At 65.2% G+C, this 19683-nt stretch carries 16 protein-coding genes and 1 tRNA gene; 5 read left to right on the forward strand and 12 right to left on the reverse strand.

Going from position 1 to position 19683, the window contains the following annotated elements; all coding sequences use genetic code 11:
• Window positions 1-765 (forward strand): dTDP-glucose 4,6-dehydratase (locus KXR83_RS21695; protein ID WP_437426616.1); only part of this gene is annotated, 765 nt, incomplete at its 5' end.
• A gap of 37 nt (window positions 766-802) precedes the next feature.
• Here KXR83_RS21695 and KXR83_RS21700 read toward each other — a convergent pair.
• Window positions 803-1735, reverse strand: coding sequence for an NAD-dependent epimerase/dehydratase family protein (locus tag KXR83_RS21700; protein ID WP_437426617.1), 933 nt, complete (start codon window positions 1733-1735; stop codon window positions 803-805).
• A complete protein-coding gene (locus KXR83_RS21705; RefSeq protein WP_437426618.1) occupies window positions 1735-3762 on the reverse strand; it encodes a DUF6541 family protein in 2028 nt (675 codons plus the stop codon). The genes KXR83_RS21700 and KXR83_RS21705 overlap by 1 nt, the downstream gene beginning before the upstream one ends.
• 117 nt (window positions 3763-3879) lie before the next feature.
• On the opposite strand from KXR83_RS21705, the gene KXR83_RS21710 reads away from it, so the two are divergent.
• The gene (locus tag KXR83_RS21710) at window positions 3880-4422 is read left to right on the forward strand and encodes a GNAT family N-acetyltransferase (RefSeq protein ID WP_437426619.1); all 543 of its coding nucleotides are present in this window, start codon (window positions 3880-3882) and stop codon (window positions 4420-4422) included.
• Between the two features lie 45 nt (window positions 4423-4467).
• On the opposite strand, the gene cysC is transcribed toward KXR83_RS21710, so the two are convergent.
• The 5 genes from cysC to KXR83_RS21735 all read right to left on the reverse strand — a co-directional run bounded on the left by cysC (window position 4468) and on the right by KXR83_RS21735 (window position 10237).
• Window positions 4468-6336, reverse strand: a complete 1869-nt coding sequence (cysC, locus tag KXR83_RS21715) for an adenylyl-sulfate kinase (RefSeq protein WP_437426620.1) — start codon at window positions 6334-6336, stop codon at window positions 4468-4470.
• A complete protein-coding gene (cysD, locus tag KXR83_RS21720) occupies window positions 6336-7262 on the reverse strand; it encodes a sulfate adenylyltransferase subunit CysD (protein ID WP_437426621.1) in 927 nt (308 codons plus the stop codon). The genes cysC and cysD overlap by 1 nt, the downstream gene beginning before the upstream one ends.
• Window positions 7259-8062, reverse strand: coding sequence for a trehalose 2-sulfotransferase (stf0, locus tag KXR83_RS21725; protein WP_437426622.1), 804 nt, complete (start codon window positions 8060-8062; stop codon window positions 7259-7261). The genes cysD and stf0 overlap by 4 nt, the downstream gene beginning before the upstream one ends.
• Before the next feature lie 99 nt (window positions 8063-8161).
• Complete coding sequence (locus KXR83_RS21730; protein WP_437426623.1) at window positions 8162-9649, reverse strand: cryptochrome/photolyase family protein; 1488 nt, start codon at window positions 9647-9649, stop codon at window positions 8162-8164.
• Between the two features lie 21 nt (window positions 9650-9670).
• A complete protein-coding gene (locus KXR83_RS21735; RefSeq protein WP_437426624.1) occupies window positions 9671-10237 on the reverse strand; it encodes a TetR/AcrR family transcriptional regulator in 567 nt (188 codons plus the stop codon).
• 292 nt (window positions 10238-10529) lie between these two features.
• On the opposite strand from KXR83_RS21735, the gene KXR83_RS21740 reads away from it, so the two are divergent.
• A complete protein-coding gene (locus KXR83_RS21740) occupies window positions 10530-11000 on the forward strand; it encodes a hypothetical protein (RefSeq protein ID WP_437426625.1) in 471 nt (156 codons plus the stop codon).
• Window positions 11001-11032: 32 nt separating this feature from the next.
• Here KXR83_RS21740 and KXR83_RS21745 read toward each other — a convergent pair whose 3' ends face one another.
• The 3 genes from KXR83_RS21745 to KXR83_RS21755 all read right to left on the reverse strand — a co-directional run bounded on the left by KXR83_RS21745 (window position 11033) and on the right by KXR83_RS21755 (window position 13080).
• Window positions 11033-11809 (reverse strand): PIG-L family deacetylase, encoded by a 777-nt coding sequence (locus KXR83_RS21745; RefSeq protein ID WP_437426626.1) that lies wholly within the window; start codon window positions 11807-11809, stop codon window positions 11033-11035.
• Window positions 11810-11874: 65 nt separating this feature from the next.
• Window positions 11875-11950 (reverse strand) — tRNA-Thr (locus tag KXR83_RS21750).
• Window positions 11951-12009: 59 nt separating this feature from the next.
• Window positions 12010-13080: a hypothetical protein gene (locus tag KXR83_RS21755; RefSeq protein ID WP_437426627.1), complete on the reverse strand. Its 1071-nt coding sequence runs from the start codon at window positions 13078-13080 to the stop codon at window positions 12010-12012.
• A 76-nt stretch (window positions 13081-13156) separates the two neighbouring features.
• Here KXR83_RS21755 and KXR83_RS21760 point away from each other — a divergent pair, with 76 nt between their 5' ends.
• Window positions 13157-13594: a MarR family winged helix-turn-helix transcriptional regulator gene (locus KXR83_RS21760; RefSeq protein WP_437426628.1), complete on the forward strand. Its 438-nt coding sequence runs from the start codon at window positions 13157-13159 to the stop codon at window positions 13592-13594.
• A 13-nt stretch (window positions 13595-13607) separates the two neighbouring features.
• Here KXR83_RS21760 and KXR83_RS21765 read toward each other — a convergent pair whose 3' ends face one another.
• Complete coding sequence (locus KXR83_RS21765) at window positions 13608-14864, reverse strand: DNA polymerase III subunit delta' (protein ID WP_437426629.1); 1257 nt, start codon at window positions 14862-14864, stop codon at window positions 13608-13610.
• Between the two features lie 69 nt (window positions 14865-14933).
• Between KXR83_RS21765 and KXR83_RS21770 the strand changes: the two genes are divergently transcribed.
• On the forward strand, window positions 14934-16475 hold the full coding sequence (locus tag KXR83_RS21770) for an adenylate/guanylate cyclase domain-containing protein (RefSeq protein ID WP_437426630.1): 1542 nt from the start codon (window positions 14934-14936) through the stop codon (window positions 16473-16475).
• 79 nt (window positions 16476-16554) lie between these two features.
• Here the strand turns inward: KXR83_RS21770 and topA are convergent, their stop codons facing one another.
• Window positions 16555-19530, reverse strand: a complete 2976-nt coding sequence (topA, locus tag KXR83_RS21775) for a type I DNA topoisomerase (RefSeq protein ID WP_437426631.1) — start codon at window positions 19528-19530, stop codon at window positions 16555-16557.
• Window positions 19531-19683: the final 153 nt, after the last annotated feature.

A 19683-nucleotide genomic window follows, 5' to 3' on the forward strand; every position in this document is an offset into this window, starting at 1 on the left:
TCGCACAATGACAATTCATTGGCCGACCCCTCGAGTTTTGTTCACACCAATCTCGTCGGCACATTCTCGATACTCGAAGCGGTACGTGCGCATGACGTGCGCTACCACCACATCAGCACCGACGAGGTGTACGGCGATCTCGAACTCGACGATCCCGGACGCTTCACCGAGCAGACCCCCTACAACCCGTCGAGCCCCTACTCGTCGACCAAAGCAGGCAGCGACCTTCTGGTCCGGGCCTGGGTGCGCTCGTTCGGAGTGCAGGCCACCATCTCCAACTGTTCCAACAACTATGGCCCGTATCAGCACATCGAGAAGTTCATTCCCCGTCAGATCACCAACGTGCTCAGCGGGATTCGTCCCAAGCTCTACGGGCAGGGCGCCAACGTGCGGGACTGGATCCACGTCAACGACCACAACGACGCGGTGTGGACCATCATCGACAAGGGGCAGATCGGCGAGACCTACCTCATCGGCGCCGACGGTGAAGCCGACAACCGCACGGTCATCGAGACGATCCTCGAACTGCTCGACCAGCCCAAGGACGCATTCGACTTCGTGACCGACCGGCCCGGCCACGACATGCGTTACGCCATCGACTCCACCCGTCTGCGCACCGAACTGGGCTGGCAGCCCAGGTTCACCGACTTCCGGTCCGGGCTCGCCGACACCGTGGCGTGGTACCGCGACAACACCGATTGGTGGCAGCCCCTCAAAGAGGCCACCGAGAGCAAGTACGCCACCACCGAACGCGTGGTGGGTTGACCTCGCCCACCGGCGACCCAGGGGACCGACCGGGGAGCTAGACGGCGCGGAAGTACTCGACGGTGCGCCGAACTCCTTCGGCCAGCGACACTTGCGGGTACCAGCCGAGTACGGCGCCGGCGAGTGAACCGTCGATGGATGAGTCCCTGACGTCACCGAGCCGGGCCGGTTCGTACACCGGTTCGTCGGGAGCGTGCGCGGCCTCGGCGACCAGGGTGTGTAGTGCCCGGTCGGATGTGGCCTCCCCCGTGCCGACGTTGAAGCGCTGTCCGCCACCGAGTTCGCCGCCGGCCAGCACAAAGGCCTGCACGACGTCGTCGACGAAGACGTAGTCGCGGGTATTGCCACCGTCACCGAACAGTTTGGTGGTGCTGCCCGACAACAGGTTCCGCGCGAAGATGGCCACCACGCCGGCTTCGCCGTGTGGATCCTGCCGCGGCCCGTACACGTTGGCGGGCGCGATGTGGGTGCAGTCCAAGCCGTACAGCGAGCGGTACATGTTCAGGTACACCTCACCGCTCACCTTGGCGGCCGCATAGGGACTCATCGGCGCAACCGGTGCTGATTCCGCCACCGGTAGGTGCTCCGGCGACCCGTAGATGGATCCTCCGGACGAGGTGAACACGATCTTGCGAACTCCCGCTCGTCGGGCGGCCTCGGCGAGCCGTACGGTCCCGACGACATTGACCTGGGCATCGGCAACCGGATCGCTCACCGAGGCGCGCACGTCGATCTGGGCAGCGAGATGAAAGATCACCTCGGGCTGCGCCTGCGCCACAACCGTTTCCAGGTCCGCAACGGTGAGATCGCCCTCGACGATCCGACATCCGCGTTCGACGGCGCCGGTCAGGTTGGACCGGGTACCCCGCGAGAAGTCGTCCAGAGCGACAACATCGTGGCCGTCGGCCAACAGCCGATCCACGAGTGTCGAACCGATAAACCCGGCGCCGCCGGTGACCAAGGTGCGCATCACTTCTCGCCTTTCCGTATCGCGTCCGCGACCTCATAGATCGTCACGTTGCCCTGCCGATAGACCTCGCGCAGACCGGGCGCACCGTTCTCGCGCAACGGAAGGAAGGGGTCACCGAACCGGCCTTCCGCGAGGTTGGGTGCGCCGTTCTGGAACCACCAATAGCTCGGTGGTGCATCGATCACGTACCTGATGTCCAGGTCCCGGACTATCTGGTCGATACGCGGATCCGCGCCGATCCGGGCGACGTTCCAGTACACATCCGACTGACGCTGGCTGAAGTCGTTTGCCCGGTAGAACGGGAACAGCGGGGTCAGATCCGCCACCGGGTACATCCATCCACTGCCCTGATCAAGGTTGTTGAGGATGACGGTGCTGCGCGCCTCCGGCTGCTGCGCCAGCCACCTGTAGGCCTCGACGTCCTCGACACCCACATACGCGCCGCTTCGGTACTGGACGGCGATCTTCCCGTTGTCGGCGTATCGTACGGCGCCCGCGCCGGCGACGATGAGCAGGCCGACCACTGTCAGTGCAGGCAGCGCTAGCCGGTTTCGCTGCCAGACCGATTTCTGGGCCAGCAACCGCGCGACACCGAGAACCAGTACTCCGAGCCCGATTCCCGCAGCGACCGCGGTGAACATCGACACCACAAAGGTCAGTCGATGTGGCGAGTTGTAGAAGTATCCACCCAAGGCGCCGAACAACTTCGACGGCAACCCGCCGAGGTCGTAGACCGCGTTCGCCGTGGTGACGATGAACGCCAACCAGGCGGCGACCACAGCCCAGTTGCGTGACCACACAAGCCAGCCCAGCCCGATGGCGGCCGGGATCAGCAGGTACAGCAACGGGTATTGATGGCCGAGCAGATCGGTCCCGTTGAACGCGGCGCGCACAAACGCCTTTGCGACGCCGGCATTTTCATCGCGGAAGTCGTAGCCGGAGAGTTCGTTGTTCTCCGAGATCTTCAGGGTGCCGATGATCACGGGGCTGATCAGCACCAGTGCGCCCGCACCGATCGCTGCGAGCGTCGCGACATCACCGCCCCGACCACGTACCGGCTTCCACAATGCCTGCAGCAGCCACCAGGATCCGACGATCACCGCCATCACCACCAGCCCCGACGGATGGGTGGCTGCGGTACCGGCGATCGCGAGCACAGCCGCGAGCACCCGGCGACGATCGCCGACCGCACTGATCACGAGCACCGCGGTGACCGGCGCCAAGGAGACGCCGACCGCGTTGGGGACTGCCGTGAACGCGAGTTCCACGTAGGGCAACGATGGGAAAACGGCCGTGACCGCGGCGGCAAGAGCTGCAAAGACCGCGCTGCGGTCGGGATCGAATCGCTTGCGGCCCAGCCAATATGCAAGCGACCCGATACTGATCGGCAAGGTGAACGCCAGCGATGCCGGGGAGTAGATGTTGTACAGCTCCACGGTGTTGGCACCGGTCAACGGGTAGAGCAGAGCGCCCAGGTCGTGCCATGTGTTCGGGTAGTAATTGAATCCGTGCGTGTCGTAATTCATCAGCTCGCCCATGTGGAGCGACGACCCGTCGCCGGTCTCACGGATCCACTGCAGAGCATCGGCATGCCACAGGGCGTCCCACACCTGCGAGATGTTGTTCAGGCCGAAGAACGTGGTGCCGATCAGTCGCCGGATCGACGTCAGGACGATGATCAGGGCACCCAGCAACACACCGGCGGCAACGGTCAACAGAGCCGGGCGGCTGATCGGGGGCACCTCGGCGGCAACCTCCGGGGCCGGTGACCCGAATCGGCGGGTTGCGAGGTCCCACCCCCACGCCACCAGCCAGGACACCCCCACCATCACGGCAGCCGTCCCGACGTTCCAGGGGATGGACAGCGCCCCGTAGAGCACGGTGAAGATGCCGATCATGCCGAACGTGAGCGGCGCACCCGCGGCGACCGCCACCGGCCACGGCAATGACATCCGCCGTCCGACCAGGGCCCCGGGCACGATCAGGATCACCGCGGTGACGACCGTGATCCACGCGGCCAAAAGCATGCATTCCCTTTTCGTTGGCTGGGGCGGCCGGCAAGGCGGCCGGGGACGTTGCTTCTGCACCTTAGTGGAGGTGTGTGAGACGCCGCGCCTCCGCCACTCGCCACTACCGTGGAACACATGGACTGGCCTCGGCACATCCCCACACTGACCGATCAGGTGATCACCCTCCGACCCTTCGTGCACGACGACATCGGTGCCGTACTCGCGGCCAGTCAGGACCACGCGACCGCCGAGTTCACCGTGGTTCCGAGTCCGTACACCGAGGCCGACGCCCGCGACTTCGTCGAGGATCGGTCGGTCAAGGTGTGGCCGGGGTTCGACGTCGCGATCGTCGATCCCGACGACGCGTTCCTCGGGGTGTGCGGTCTGCGTGCCAAGGACGACGACGCGGTGACCGAGATCGGGTACGCAGTGGCTCCCTGGGCACGCGGCGCCGGTGTCGCCACCCGGGCGACCCGGCTGCTCATCGAGTTCTCCTGGCAGCTCGGTGCCGTTCGGGTGGAACTGGACGCCTACACGGAGAACAAGGCGTCACGCGCCGTTGCCCGCAAGTGCGGGTTCACCCAGGAGGGTGTGCTCCGATCGGCAGCACCCGGCAAGAACGGTCGCAGGCACGACCTCGTCGTCTTCGGTCTCCTGAAGACCGACGAGGTGCCCTGAACCCCGGAACCCCGGGCTCGATACTCGAACTCACAAGCAGGCGGACTAGACGCTTGCGTGCTCGCGATCGGCGAGGATCTCCAGGATCTGCCGCACCAATTCGTCGGCATCGGCGCCCGTCGTATCGATCACCAGGTCCGGGTTCTCCGGCGCCTCGTAAGGCGTGTCGATCCCGGTGAGTCCCTTGAGTTCGCCTGCGCGTGCCTTCGCATAGAGCCCCTTCGGGTCGCGACGCTCGCACTCGGCCAGCGGCGTGGCCACATGGACTTCGATGAACGGAAGGTCGGCGGCGGCGGTCAGTGCCCGGGGAATCTCCCGGTCACTGCGCAGCGGCGACACCAGCGATGCGATCGCCACCACCCCGGCATCGGCGAAGAGCCTGGTCAGATGCCCGACACGGCGAATGTTCTCGGCCCTGTCCCCGGCCGAGAACCCGAGGTCGTCCGACAGCCCGTGGCGCACGTTGTCGCCGTCGAGCAGATAGGCCACCCGGCCCGACTCGACCAGAGCACGCTCGAGTGCCACCGCGACGGTCGACTTGCCCGACGCCGGGAGGCCGGTGAGCCAGATGACCGCTCCCCGCTGACCGACCGCACTCCACCGATGGGTGCGTTCGAGGGAGGATGGATGCCACTTGATGTCGCTGCGTGTCCGGGCGCCCGGCTTGACCTCTCGAGGCTCGGTGATGGTACCGGCGCCCACCGTGTCGTTGGAGTTCTCGTCGATGAGGATGAACGCGCCGACATCGCGGTTGTCCGCGTACGGATCGGCCACCACGATGGAGCTGGTGCGCAACGTCACCGTGCCGACGTCGTTCAGCGCGAGTTCCACGGGATGCGGATCCTCGCCGAGTGTCTCGGGATCCAGTCGACTGTGCAGCTCCTGGACCGTGGCGCGCACCGTGCGCGTCGCCTGCTTGAGCGCGATCCGGTCCCCCGCACGAAGCGGCGTCTCCGAGAACCAGCAGACCGTGACGTCGAGTTCACGGGCGGCGACCGGTAGGTGCGCATCCGGTGTCCCACTGACGATCATGTCGCCGCGGCCCACGTCGATCTCGTCGGCCAGTTCCACCGACACCGACAACGGAGCGACGGCTACGCTGCGGTCATCGTCGAGGGTGTCGAGCGCGGTGACGCGACTCTTGGAACCCGACGGCAGCACCACGATCGGATCACCGACCTGCAGGGTTCCCGCAGACAACCGGCCCGTGTAGCGACGACGCTCGCCGGCGGCCGGCCGCGACACCCACTGCACCGCAAGACGTACCTCGGTCGGTTCGGCGGCGGGCGCCTTCAACTCGACGGCCTCGAGGAACTCCAGCAACGTCGGACCGGTGTACCAGGGGGTGTTGGTCGAACGGCTCACGACGTTGTCGCCGATCTTGGCGGCCAACGGAACAACGGTGAGGTTCTGGACACCCAAACGTTGTGCGAGCACGTGCAATTCGGCTTCGACCTCGGCGAAACGCTCTTCGCTGTAGCCGACAAGGTCGATCTTGTTGACCGCCGCGACCAGGTGGGGCACCCGGAGCAACGTGGCGATCCGGGCGTGGCGGCGGGTCTGGCGTACCACGCCCGCACGGGCGTCCACCAGTAGCACCGCCACGTGTGCGTTGGACGCACCGGTGAACATGTTGCGGGTGTACGCCTCGTGACCGGGGGTGTCGGCGAGGATGAAATTGCGTGTGGCCGTAGAGAAAAAGCGGTAGGCCACGTCGATGGTGATGCCCTGCTCGCGTTCGGCCCGCAGACCGTCGGACAAGGCGGCGAGGTCGGCAATACCTTCGGTGTCGGTGACCGATTCGAGGTGATCGAGCGGCAGACTGTCGGTGTCGTGGAGCAACCGGCCGATCAATGTGCTCTTACCGTCGTCCACCGAACCGGCGGTGGCGAGCCGGAGCAGTTGGCGTGTCATCAGAAGTACCCCTCCCGTTTGCGGTCTTCCATGGCCGCGGCGGACGTGCGGTCGTCTGCGCGGGTCTCGCCACGCTCGGACACGGTGGATGCGGAGATCTCGGTGACCACGTCGGCGATCGTGGTGGCCCGTGACCGGACCGCTCCGGTGATGGTCAGATCGCCGACAGTGCGATAGCGCACCCATTCGACAGAGGCCGACTCCCCCTCGGCCGGACTGGTGAATTCCGAAGTGGCCAGCAGGATTCCGTCACGCTCGAACACCTCGCGCTCATGGGCGAAGTAGATCGGCGGCAACTCGAGGCCTTCGAGCTCGATGTACCGCCAGATGTCGAGTTCGGTCCAGTTGCTCAGCGGGAAGACGCGGACCTGTTCGCCCCTTCGGATGCGCCCGTTGTAGAGCGACCACGGTTCGGGTCGCTGCGCTCGTGGGTCCCATTGACCGAACTCGTCGCGGAAGCTGAGCACCCGCTCCTTCGCCCGAGCGCGTTCTTCGTCGCGCCGCGCGCCGCCGAACGCCGCATCGAACTTCCCGGCCTCCAGTGCGTCGAGCAGGGTCCTCGTCTGCAGACGATTGCGCGAGCCTGCCGGTCCGCCGACCTCCTGCACCCGTCCGGAATCGATCGAGTCCTGCACCGAACCGACGATCAGCTTGTGCCCGCCCTCGGCGAGGCGCCGGTCGCGGAAGTCGATGACCTCGGGGAAATTGTGCCCGGTGTCGACGTGCAGCACCGGAAATGGCAGAGGCGACGGCCGAAAGGCCTTCTCTGCCAACCGGAGAAGCACGATCGAGTCCTTACCCGCAGAGAAGAGCAAGACCGGTCGCTCAAGTTCGGCCACCACCTCACGGATGATGTGCACCGCCTCGGCTTCGAGAACTCGCAGCTCATCGACGTGGGTCACGTCGGCCGTGATCTGCGTTGTCATACTGGCAACCCCCTCTGTTGGGCCTCGGCTCGGTATCGCTCTACCCATTCACCGGACCGGTTGTTCGCTTGACGTTCCAGCACCGGCGGCGGCGCTGCGGCAGGGTCGAGATCGAGGGCGGCGAGGATCCGCGATGTGACTCCGGTGGAGTCCTCCGCCAGCTCGCCGTAGTCGACCTCGAACGGCGCGATCGACTCCTGCTCGAACCAGGTGCGCCACCCGCGCTCCTGCTCGCGGAGGATCGTGACCAGGTGCGCGATACCGTCTGCGTTGTACTGCGCCGCCGCATCGACCTCTGGTTCTGCGTGTCCCCGCCACACCTGCGTCTGCACCGCACGCCAGAACGACACTGCCTGCGCCACGACGTCTGGCCGGTTCACCTTGATGTACAGCGGTTCCTCGCCGATCACGTCGGCGATGGCGGACCGGAGGTCGCCACCGGATCGGCCCGTGAGGCCCTCGGCCCGGTCGATCACCAGCGGAACCTGATTCCACATCAGCTTGCCGCCCCATACTCCGTTGGGGGTGCGCGCCTCGCGCGCGATGCGCTCACGCCATTGGTCGCTTGTCTCGGTGCTCGGCGTCCCCGTCCGCAGCGGGGCCAGCAGGGCGAGCACGGCAGGATCGGTGACGTCGGCGAACCACTGGCGCGGTTGCGGCGGCAGTGACGTCGATGGCAGGTATTGGAAGAATTCTTCGGGTTCTCCGGCAATCTTGCTGGCCCGCAACGATTCGACGAGGAGGGTGCTACCGCTGCGTTGCGATGCGCATACGAGGTAGGAGCTCGGAGCGGAAGCCATGGATTCGAATATAGAGATCACACCGTGTGGGTTCCCCAGCCGCGGCGGCTGATATTCACCACGATTCCAACCGTTGACAGCTTTCGGCGATTGTGTCGGTCAGAATCGGTCCCGGTGGCGTTCCTGTTCGAGGACGGCGTCGAGATCGGAAAGTCGTTCCATCGACGCCACGGCCCGCCGCGTTCGCATGTTCTTGGCGAGCCGATCACGGTGACGATGGGTGAAAGCCCAGTAGCCGGCGGTGAACGGGCAGGCGTCCGCGCCTATCCGCTTGCGCGGATCGAACTCGCAGTCCTTGCAGAAGTCCGACATCTTGTTGATGTAGGCGCCGCCCGAGCTGTACGGCTTGGTCGCCATCTTGCCGCCGTCGGCGTGCTGACTCATGCCCACCACGTTGACCGGCATCACCCATTCGTATCCGTCCACGAAGTTGGCGGTGTACCAGCGGGTGAGCTCGTCCGGGTCGTAACCCTGTTGCAGCGCATGGTTTCCCAGCACCATCAACCGCGGGATGTGGTGGACCCATCCTCGGTCGTGGACGCCGCCCAGAGCGTCGGAGAGGCACTTGGCCGTCACCGCGCCGGCGTCGAGATCGCGGAACCAGTCGGGCAGCGGCCGATGCGCGTTCAATTCGTTGTTCCCGGTGCGATAGTCGCGACCGAAATGCCAGTACAGATGCCAGACGAACTCACGCCACCCCAGGATCTGCCGGATGAACCCCTCGGCGGAGGCCAACGGGACCGATCCTTCACGTGCGGCGGCTTCGGCGGCATGAACCGCGTCCAGCGGGTGCAGCAGCGACAGATTCAGCGGCACCGACAACAGCGAGTGGGACATCGACCAGTCCCCGCCCATCATCGCGTCCTCATATGGTCCGAAGTCTGCGAGTCGATGATCGATGAAGGTCTCGAGGGCAGACTGTGCCTCCGTCGCCGTCACCGCGAACAGCCGCGGCCCGTCGACACCCGACCACGGTGCGTCGAGTGCGTCGAGGTCGGCGCGCACCTGCTCGTCGATCCCGTCCTCTTCGGGCCACCAGGGATCGGGCACTCCCAGCGTCGGCGTCTTGGGCGGCGACTTCCGGTTGTCGTGGTCGTAGTTCCACGCCCCACCCGTCGGTTGATCGCCGTCCATCAGGATGTCGAAACGCGTGCGCTGATCGCGGTAGAACATCTCGAGGCGAAACCGTGAACTGTTCCCCGCCCACTGTTCGAAGTCACTTCTGGGCAGCGCGAACGACGGGTTGGGCAGTACCTCTTCGACGAGTCCCTCCGCCTGGAGGCGATGCACGAAGTCGTGAGCGGCCCACGAGGTCGGCTCGTGCACCACCACCGGCCGGCCGAACTCGATGAGGGCGTCGCGGTACCCGTTTGCTTTCAGATAATGCGCTCGATCGCCGAGGTCGTCGGCCAGGTGCCGCATCCCCGACAACAACAGATGCGCCTTCTGCCGATGGCCTGCCCGTCTCCGCAAGGCCGCGGTGGACTCGATGAGGACCACCTCACGACCGAGATGACCCTCGGCGGAGTGGATATGGGAACCGAGTTGGTCGGCAAACAACCACAGCGGCGCCGAAGAATCGCTCATTTCGTCCAGCGTACGGTTTGCTCAGCGGCGGGCCACGGAATCGACGATCTGGTCGATGAAACCGGGCGTCACGTCAAGACGCTGCATCGCGGTTCGATAGATGATCGGCCCCAGTGTTCTTGCCACCACGTCCGTCCGATCGAGTTGTCGATCCAGTTCGCCACGCTCGACGGCCTGGTCGATCATCCCTTCCATCACCCGGTACGTCCGCTCGATGAGTTCGGCACCGAGGTCTGCGATCACCGTGTGGTTGTCGGCCTCGGCGATCATCAAGGCGATGAATTGCCGACTGGTCGGCAGAGCCAATTCCGCAGCGGCGTGCGTGAGCTGATTCCGCAGCCACTCGTCGAATGGTTCGTCGCCGGGCTGCATGATCGTCTGATCGATGTCGCGCAGGGTGTCGACGAGCAGGTCCAGTGTGGTCGGCCAGTGCCGGTAGATCGTCGCCCGCCCCACCCCCGCCTTGAGCGCGACACGCTGATGCGTGAGCCCCGAGGCGCCTTCTTCCTCGAAGATGCGGTGCATCGCCTCGATGACCACTTGTCGCGTGCGGGTGATCCGCGCATCGACGGCCGGTTGTTCAGTCACGTATCGAGCATATGCGAGTGGCTGTGTCCGATCCTTACGCAAACGAATGTTCGTGAAGCCGGCAACTATATTTCACTTTCTTTTTGTCGGCCCCATCGAGAAATGTTTGCGGACTCCCCGTACTCTCATCTAAACGCGTTCGACCAGCGACAACAAAGAACGCCCTGCCGAAAAGAAGAGAATTGTGCGAGACGATCAACACGAACGGAATGTGATTGCAACCGTTCTCACATATGCATTTGTTCTCTTGATACTGGGCGGCGGAACCGCCGTTACTCTTGCACTCATTCAGGTGACACCGGAGAACCGTTCGCCCACGGTCGCCGACAGCAAGTCAATTGCATCGCTCATCGCCGGGGCGCCACAGACCCACCAACTGGGTGACGCCGTGGTGGTCGACACCGGCGGCGCCGAACTCCGGATCACACTGGACAACGTGCGCGCGGGCGCCGAGGGGGCAGACTGCTCGGGCGGCTCGCTCCACGTTGTCGATGCCACGGTCCAGTTGGTGCGCGGCACCGCACTTCTCGAGCCCGCAGAGCTCACTGCGCGCACGTCGGGCGGAAGCCAATTGACAACCGTCGCAACAGCACTCGAGCACCCACTGGAAGCGACAACCCTCACCCGGAACGACGTGGCCACGGGTTCAGTCGCGTTTGTGCTGCCCGCCGGCGAGACAATCGTCGCCCTGTCGTTCGCGGGCGGTTCAGAAGTGGCGACCTGGACGGTGCCCGATGACACCTCCGGTCCGCTCGAGCCCTGAGGTCAACTCGAAAGACACTCTGGTCTGCCGGACTACAACGGCAGAGACAGCTCTTTCGCGCCACCCGGTTGTGAGCCGACCCGCCGGAACCACTCGGTTCCGAACGCAGCTTTCAATTCCTCGTCCGCCATTTTCAGCACGGGGCCGAAGTCGCCGATCTGGGTCTCGTGCACCTGCATCGCCGCGCGCTTGGCCGCAATGGCCGCAGCTACGTCCACCCTTGTGGTGATCTCCGCTTCCGGGGTGCCGAACGATTCGAAATCGATCGGCGAGTCGTCGTTGTTCCATTCCGGGTTCGACATCATCATCTCGCGCATCTGATCTCGATTGATCACGCTCTCGTACACGTTCTCCACGCCGGCGATTTCCGCGGCGCGCATTCCGACGCGGTGTACCTGGATGTGGTCGGGGTGCCCGTAACCGCCATTGCTGTCGTACAGCGTGATGACATCCGCCTTCTCCTCGCTGAGCACAGCGGCCAGGCGTTCGGCCGCCTGCTCGACGGGGACGTTGGCGAAGGCGTCCGGGCTGTTGTTCTCCGGCGTGCCGGCCATCCCAGAATCGGCGTAGCCCAGCATGACCAGGCGGTGCGCGCCCAGGATGCGGGCAGACTTCTCGAGTTCGGTTCGCCGGCGTTCGGCAAGCGATTCGCCCGGGCCCAGCAGTCCGTCGGGGACCTCACCCGCGGCACCGTCGGTGGCCGTGACGAGGACCACCCGGTGGCCGGCATCGGCGGAGAGGCGGATGATCCCGCCGGTTCCGAACACCTCGTCGTCGGGATGAGCGTGGAAGCAGACGAGGACACCCATGAATCAACCGCCACCTAGTGTTTGCCGAATGCACCAACCGGCACCGATCGGTGCCGGTTCTGACGTGGAGCCGCCTGCGAGAATCGAACTCGCGACCTTTTCATTACGAGTGAAGCGCTCTACCGACTGAGCTAAGGCGGCGTGCTGCCAAGGCAGCGCAGACGAGTCTATCGACCGGAGCCGACAGCAACCAAACCGGCTCAGTCAGTGGACTCTCGAAGCGGCAAAAGGCCCAGCTCCACGGCTTTGTCGATGAGATACCGCGTGGTCGCGATCCGGTCCGGCAAATCGTCTCCGGGCGTGAGGACATCGAAGCCGTTGCGGATCAGCGCCGACCCGACAAACCCCGTCCACACATCCGCGGCGGCCGTCGGCAGGCCACCATCGGCCAGCCCTTGGACGAACTGGTCCACAACGTCCTCGATGAAGCGTTTGCCCATCACGATCGCCGGACTGCCCCGGCCGAACAGGAGTTGCCCGAGGTCGTACCCGACCGCATGACGGGGAAATTGCGCGGTGTCGATCAGGACAATCGTGTGAGGATCACACGGATCCAGCCGCAGGTTCTCCGGCGCGGCGTCTCCGTGTACGGGCGTCTGGGGCAATGCGTGGACCACGCCGAGTACATCCTCAAGATGTCCACCGACCCAGAGCAGGTCGCTGACGAGTTCTTCGGAGACAAGGCCACGTGCGGCATCCCCCATCGGTCCTGCGAGAAGCGGGAGCAGACCGGACATGACGCGGCCCCTCGCGATCATCGTGAGGGCGAAGCCGTCGTCGAAAGCCTCGGACATCGCCGATCCGGCCAAGGTGCGACGGCCGGCAAGTTCACCGAGCAAGCGCGCCGTGCCTGCGATCTGTTCGGCGGTGAACGGCGCAGATGCCTCGCCCAGGTCCTCCATCCACATCGTCCGGAGGTGGTCGCCGTGCCACTGCGACTCCAGGAGACCGACCGCGCGCATGCCCTCCGGGCACACCGCCGTGAGTTCGGTCAGCACCTCGGGCTCACCCGACCACGGGAACGTCGCAAGAAACATCTGCCGGTCTGCTTCGGAGAGCTGAGCAAGCATCGGCCAGCCGCTCGGATGCCGCAGCGCCTTGACCACCGAGGTCGACGAACCGTTGGACCCGGCGATACGCACACGCCAGAGGCCACCTGTGCCTGGCGCGGCGACCTCGAAGTCGAGCGGCCGGGCCGAGTAGGTGAAGGGCGCGGTCACGCCGAGTGCACAAGCGACGGTGGACAACGTGTTGCCGGAAGGAAGCGGCATCTCGATCATGGTGGACACCCGCCAGAGTAGTAAACTAGCTTGATCAACTCGCTTTATACTAAAGGAACTTTACTAAATGGCGCAACGGTCTCCTACGAACCATCTGGCGGCCCTGATGGACGACGCGTTCACCCGATTCCGCCACGACCTGCTCACACAGCTCGGCGATGCGGGGCCGCTGCGCCCGTCGCATCTGCGGATCCTCGACTCCATCGACAAGGACGGAACCCGGCCCAGCACTCTCGCCGAGCGCACCGCGATCACGAGGCAAGGCATCTCGCAATTGATCGGTCACCTCGAAGAGCACGGCTACGTCGAATCCATAGGCGACCCGACCGATCGCCGCGCCACGATGATCACGCCGACTCCCCGTGGGATGGCCGCGGTGAAGCGAACGCGCGAAGCGATCGGTGAGGTCGAACGAGTCTGGGCCCATCGACTCGGCGCAGATCGTTTTGAGGTCTTCCGCACCTGCCTCGAGGAACTCGGAACCGCAGAATCGTCGGCGACATGAACGCCCGCCGCATTCAGTGGCGCAGAGCCAAGCCGATCTTGGCGACCATCGAATCGACCGCGAACTTCGGTTTGACGTTGAAGCTCAACGACTCCCGGCACTCTAGAACCGCCTCGACACAGGCCAGCAGCTCCTCGCGGCGGGCGTAGCCGGCCATCGCGACGGTCTGCTCGGACATGTCGGGGTGCATCGCGGTCACCGACGATCCGTACGACGCGGCCAGCGCATCACGAAACAGGGCAGCCAGGTCGACGAGAGCCCGGTCGAGGAGGTCGCGCCCGGTGCGCGTCTCCCGGGACTTCTGCCGACGTTCGAGGTCCTTGAGGATTCCGGCCGAACCCCGCATGGCCCCGACCGCACCTTTACCCGTGCCGCCGGCGCCGAGCGCCGTACGCATCTCTTCGGTCTCGGCCTCGTCGAGTCTGGCGCTGATGGCCTTGGCCGCGGCGTCGGCCGACTTCACAAGAGCCTCGGCCGCCGAGTACGCCGTCGCGTCCCTGGTGGCCGCCCGTGCGACTGCCAGTGCCTGCTTGCGCTGCTCACGAGCTTCGTCATCGGTGGCCAGCCGTCGCGCCCGGCCGACATGGCCGCCACACACCGACGCGGCCCACTTCGCCATCTCCGGATCGATGCCGTCGGACTCGATGAGCACCTCGGCGATCGAGGCCACCGACGGCATGGTCAGCGCCACGTGTCGGCACCGCGACCGGAGTGTCACCGAGATGTCCTCGGGATCGATGCTGGGGGCGCACAGCAAGAACACCGTGCGAGGTGGCGGCTCCTCGACCGCTTTCAGCAGCGCGTTGGCCGCTCCTTCGGTGAGCCGGTCGGCATCCTCGATCACCACAACCTGCCAGCGACCCACGCTGGGACGGCGCGCAGCGGTCTGAACGATGGCTCGCATGTCCTTCACCGGAATCGACAGTCCCTGCGGGACTATCCTCCGAACATCCGAATGTGTGCCCGCCATCACAGTTGTGCACGCGTGACATCGCCCACATCCGGGCGAATCGGTCACCTCACATTGCAGCGAAGCTGCAAAACACTGAGCCGCCACAGACCGCCCCGAACCGGGCGGGCCGGTGAACAGCCACGCGTGTGTCATCGCCGATGAGCCGGAGTCCGGGTCCCCGGCAAGCAGTGGTAACGGGTCATTTCCGTGCGCTTGAAGGTCGCGCGAGGCGGCGAGCCGAACTGCGGCAACCGCCGCCGATGTGAGTTCACCCACCACCGCGTGCTGGCCGACAAGTCGATCGAACACAGTTGTCACAGGTCAAGCCTATCGGGCGGCTCCGACTGTCGTGTTTAACTCTTGCAAGCAGCCAGCTACCGTGGTCACGTGGTCGAGAGACAGTCACGCGTACAACGGGGATGGCACCTGTTGCGCTGGCTGGTGCGCACACCGTGGCCGGTGCTGGCTCTGGACATGCTCCGGGCCAATGTCGTCGGTGCCCTTTTCACTTTCGCATTCCTCCGGTTCGGTCTCCCTCAGCAGACGTCGGTCCAGTTGTCCGAGATCAGCGGCCTGAGCCAGCTGGTGTTCGTTGTCTACCTCTTCATCGCCGGCCTGGTGAGTGCGTACGCCACCATCGCCCTGTCACTTCCGGTTCTCGTCTGGACCCGCCGACGATCGCGACTCGACAACGAGAGCGCACGCCGACGCGCCCTCCGCCTCCCGGTACTGCTGGTGCAGGTGCATGGCGCCCTGTGGTTGCTCGGCGGCGCGATCTTCGCCCTGCTCAGTCTGTCGCAGTCAGCGAAGACGGCCATCGTCGTGGCACTCGGTTCGTTCGTCGGCGCCCTCATCACCTGCGTGCTCGGCTACATGCAGTCGGAGAAGGTACTCCGGCCCATCACCGTTGCCGCGATGGCCAACAACCCCGAGAGCGCCACGGCCCCCAGCGTCACCCAGCGCATCATCCTGTTCTGGATCATCAGCGTGGCCGCTCCCCTCTGCGTGATCATCGCGCTGGTGATCGGTCAGCAGATCGGCGTGATCGACACCGACGCCGCCGGTCTGCAACGCCCTGTCCTGTGGATGGCGATCGCCGCACTCGCGTTCGGTTCGATCGGTCTCGTGCGCGTGGTGTCCGCCATCGCCGACCCCATCAAACAACTCCGGTTCGCGCAGGCCGAGGTGCGTGAAGGAAACCTCGACACCTCCGTGCGCATCTACGACGGCAGCGACCTCGGCCTCCTGCAAGCGGGGTTCAACGAGATGGTCGCCGATGTGCGCGAGCGCCAACAGCTCCGCAACCTGTTCGGCCGCTACGTCGGCGAGGACGTCGCGCGCCGCGCCATCGAGATCGGCACCGAACTCGGTGGCGAAGAACGCTACGTCGGCGTGCTGTTCGTCGACATCGTCGGATCGACCCGACTGGCCGTGAACCGGCCGCCCCGCGACGTCGTCAACCTGCTCAACGAGTTCTTCCGGGTGATCGTCGACGTCGTCGGGCGCCACGGGGGCTTCGTCAACAAGTTCCAGGGCGACGCCGCCCTCGCGATCTTCGGCGCACCGTTGGATCAAGAAGACTTCGCCGGCCACGCGCTGGCCGCGGCCAGGACGCTGCGTCAGGAACTGGACACCGCGCTGGGCGACACCGATGTGGGCATCGGCGTATCAGCGGGTAAGGCGATCGCCGGACACATCGGCTCGCAACAACGACTCGAGTACACCGTCATCGGCGACCCGGTCAACGAGGCGGCCCGGCTGACCGATCTGGCCAAGTTCGAGCCGAGTCGCGTACTCGGTTCGGCCCGCGCCGTCTACCTGGCGTCGTCAGAGGAAGCCGAGCACTGGGACATCGGCGAAGGTGTCGAACTACGTGGTCGGGGCATTGAGACACGTTTGGCGAGGCCGAAATACGAGGTCGAGGTCTAGTTTCACCAATATCGTCCCCGTCGGCCGGGGCGGAGGGACATATGCCCTCAGCCGTTGCTGACGGGGACGATCGTGGTGGCTAGTCCGCCTTCTTCTTGGCAGCAGCCTTCTTAGCCGGAGCTTTCTTCGCAGCTGTTTTCTTGGCTGTTGTCTTCTTGGCAGCGGCCTTCTTTGCCGGAGCCTTCTTTGCCGGAGCCTTCTTGGACGCCTTCTTGGCCGACTTCTTCGCCGGTCCGCGAGCACGCCTGTCCGCCAACAACTCCGACGCACGCTCGTCGGTGATCGACGCGACGTCATCGTCTTTTCGCAGGCTCGCGTTGGTCTCGCCATCGGTGACGTATGGACCGAAACGGCCGTCCTTGATCACCATCGGCTGCTCGGACACCGGGTCCTTGCCCAGCTCACGCAGCGGAGGAGCAGCTGCTGCCCGACCGCGGCGCTTGGGTTCGGAGTAGATCTTCAACGCCTCATCCAAGGTGATGTCGAAGATCTGGTCCTCAGACGTCAACGAACGAGAATCGGTGCCGCGCTTCAGATATGGCCCATAGCGACCGTTCTGTGCGGTGATCTCCTGGCCTTCGGCATCCTGCCCGACAACCCGTGGCAACGACAGCAACTTCAACGCGTCGTCGAGTGTGACCGAGCCGATCTCCATCGACTTGAACAGCGATCCGGTGCGCGGTTTGGGGCCGGCCTTCTTGGCTGCCTTCTTCGCGGTCTTCTTGGCGGTCGCCTTCTTCGTGGCGGTTGCTGTGCCACCGCCACCCGTCGGGGCGTCGAGTGGGGTTGCGCCGTCGTCGAGCGGGGTCGGAGCCGGGGGTGGAGTCAACGCCGGGACCGAACTGCCGTCGTCGCCTTCGTCTTCCGGATCCGGGAGGATCTCGGTCACGTACGGACCGAAACGTCCTTCCTTGGCGACGATCTCGTGCCCGGTGAGCGGATCGACACCGAGGGTGCGGCCCTCTTGCGGTGTGCTGAAAAGCTTTTCGGCCAATTCCAGCGTGAGCTCGTCGGGTGTGATGTCGTCGGGCAGGTTGGCGCGCTGCGACTCCGGTTCGCCACCACCTTCTGGGGTGACGGTGCGCTCGAGGTACGGACCGAACCGGCCGACCCGCACGTACACCGGGCGACCTTGTTCGTCGTCGAACAACCTGATCGAGTTGACCTCACGGGCATCGATCTCTTCTAGGTTCACGCCGACGAGTTTCTTGAGCCCGGTGCCGGCCTGTCCTTCTGCTCCCTCTTGCCCGTAATAGAAGCGGGTCAGCCAGGCGGTGCGATTCTCTGCGCCTTGCGCGATCTGGTCGAGATCGTCTTCGAGGGTGGCCGTGAAGTCGTAGTCGACAAGGCGTTTGAAATACGCCTCGAGCAAACCCACCACCGCGAACGCGATCCAGGACGGCACAAGAGCCGAACCCTTCTTGTGCACGTACCCGCGGTCCTGGATGGTGCCGATGATCGACGCGTACGTCGACGGGCGTCCGATCCCCAACTCCTCCAACGTCTTCACCAAAGAGGCTTCGGTGTATCGGGCGGGTGGGTTGGTGGTGTGCCCGTCGGGACGCAGCTCGGTTGCGGTCAGAGACTGACCTTCGACGAGATTCGGGAGGCGACTCTCGGCGTCGTCGGCGGTGCCGCCGGCCTGCTCGTCCACCGTCTCCACATAGGCCGACAAGAAGCCCGGGAAGGTGATGGTGCGACCGGACGCGGCGAACGTGCAGGTCTCGCCGGTTTGAGCCTTACCGCTGATCCGCAGACTCATCGTGGTGCCGCGCGCGTCGGCCATCTGCGAAGCGACCGTGCGCTGCCAGATCAGCTCGTACAACCGGAACTCGTCGGTCTGCAGCGCCGAAGCGACCTGACCAGGCGTCCGGAAGGACTCACCCGCCGGCCGGATGGCCTCGTGCGCCTCCTGCGCGTTCTTCACCTTGCGGGTGTACTGCCGCGGCGTCGGATGGACGAAGTTGGCCCCATAGAGATCACGGGCCTGGTTACGGGCGGCCGTGATGGCCGACTCGGACAGCGTGGTCGAGTCGGTACGCATGTAGGTGATGTAGCCGTTCTCGTACAGCCGTTGTGCCACGCGCATGGTGCGGTCGGAGGTGAACCGGAGTTTGCGGCCGGCCTCCTGCTGCAGCGTCGAGGTCATGAACGGCGCATACGGGCGGCGCGTGTAGGGCTTCTCCTCGACCGAGGAGACCGTCATCGCGGCGCCTTGGAGCCCTGACGCGAGCGACACGGCACGCGACTCGTCGAGCACCGTCACGCCGTCGGACTTCTTCAGCGCACCGGCGGAGTCGAAGTCGCGGCCACTGGCCACGCGGTCGCCGTCGACACTGACCAGCCTGGCGCCGAAGCTGCGCGGTGTCGCTTCCGCGCCGGCGTCGAGCGTGGCAGCGATGTCCCAGTAGGTTGCCGACCGGAACGCCATCCGCTCGCGTTCACGCTCGACGATGATGCGGGTGGCCACCGACTGCACACGGCCTGCCGAGAGCTTCGGCATGACCTTCTTCCACAGCACCGGCGACACCTCGTAGCCGTACAGGCGGTCGAGGATGCGTCGGGTCTCCTGGGCGTCGACCAGGTCTTCGTCGAGGTCACGGGGGTTCTCGGCGGCAGCCCTGATGGCCGATTCGGTGATCTCGTGGAAGACCATCCGCTTGACCGGGACCTTGGGCTTGAGGGTCTCCAGGAGGTGCCAGGCGATGGCCTCACCCTCCCGGTCACCGTCTGTCGCGAGATAGAGCTCGTCGACGTCCTTGAGCAGCGACTTGAGCTCGGTGACGGTGGACTTCTTGTCCGGCGAGACCACGTAGAGCGGCTCGAAGTCGTGCTCGACGTCGACACCGAGTCGCGCCCAGGGCTGGCCCTTGTACTTGGCGGGCACGTCCGCAGCGCCGCGTGGGAGGTCCCGGATGTGTCCGCGGGATGACTCCACCACGTAGTTGTTGCCGAGATAAGAAGAGATCTTGCGGGCCTTGGTCGGAGACTCGACGATCACGAGCCGGCGCACGACACCGCCAGTCCCGCGGGCTGTTGTACCTGAATCCGCCACCGTCTTTGCCTGCACCTTTCCCTGGGCCTTCTGGCCCGTTTGTACCTTATGTATAGCGCTACTGACACACCTCTACCTGATCTGCCACCCGCGAAACCGGTCGGGGCCCGGTGTTCGGACCCCCCTCGGACAGGGTGTCGTCGCAGCTCAGCG

Source organism: Williamsia muralis (genome assembly GCF_051487485.1).
Taxonomy (GTDB): domain Bacteria; phylum Actinomycetota; class Actinomycetes; order Mycobacteriales; family Mycobacteriaceae; genus Williamsia; species Williamsia muralis_B.

Coding starts and splice junctions, on each gene's coding strand:
- KXR83_RS21700 (WP_437426617.1), bottom strand. CDS start 1,735: ATGCGCACCTTGGTCACCGGCGGCGCCGGGTTTATCGGTTCGACACTC.
- KXR83_RS21710 (WP_437426619.1), top strand. CDS start 3,880: ATGGACTGGCCTCGGCACATCCCCACACTGACCGATCAGGTGATCACC.
- KXR83_RS21730 (WP_437426623.1), bottom strand. CDS start 9,649: ATGAGCGATTCTTCGGCGCCGCTGTGGTTGTTTGCCGACCAACTCGGT.
- KXR83_RS21755 (WP_437426627.1), bottom strand. CDS start 13,080: ATGCCGCTTCCTTCCGGCAACACGTTGTCCACCGTCGCTTGTGCACTC.
- cysD (WP_437426621.1), bottom strand. CDS start 7,262: ATGACAACGCAGATCACGGCCGACGTGACCCACGTCGATGAGCTGCGA.
- KXR83_RS21705 (WP_437426618.1), bottom strand. CDS start 3,762: ATGCTTTTGGCCGCGTGGATCACGGTCGTCACCGCGGTGATCCTGATC.
- stf0 (WP_437426622.1), bottom strand. CDS start 8,062: ATGGCTTCCGCTCCGAGCTCCTACCTCGTATGCGCATCGCAACGCAGC.
- cysC (WP_437426620.1), bottom strand. CDS start 6,336: ATGACACGCCAACTGCTCCGGCTCGCCACCGCCGGTTCGGTGGACGAC.
- KXR83_RS21745 (WP_437426626.1), bottom strand. CDS start 11,809: ATGGGTGTCCTCGTCTGCTTCCACGCTCATCCCGACGACGAGGTGTTC.
- KXR83_RS21760 (WP_437426628.1), top strand. CDS start 13,157: ATGGCGCAACGGTCTCCTACGAACCATCTGGCGGCCCTGATGGACGAC.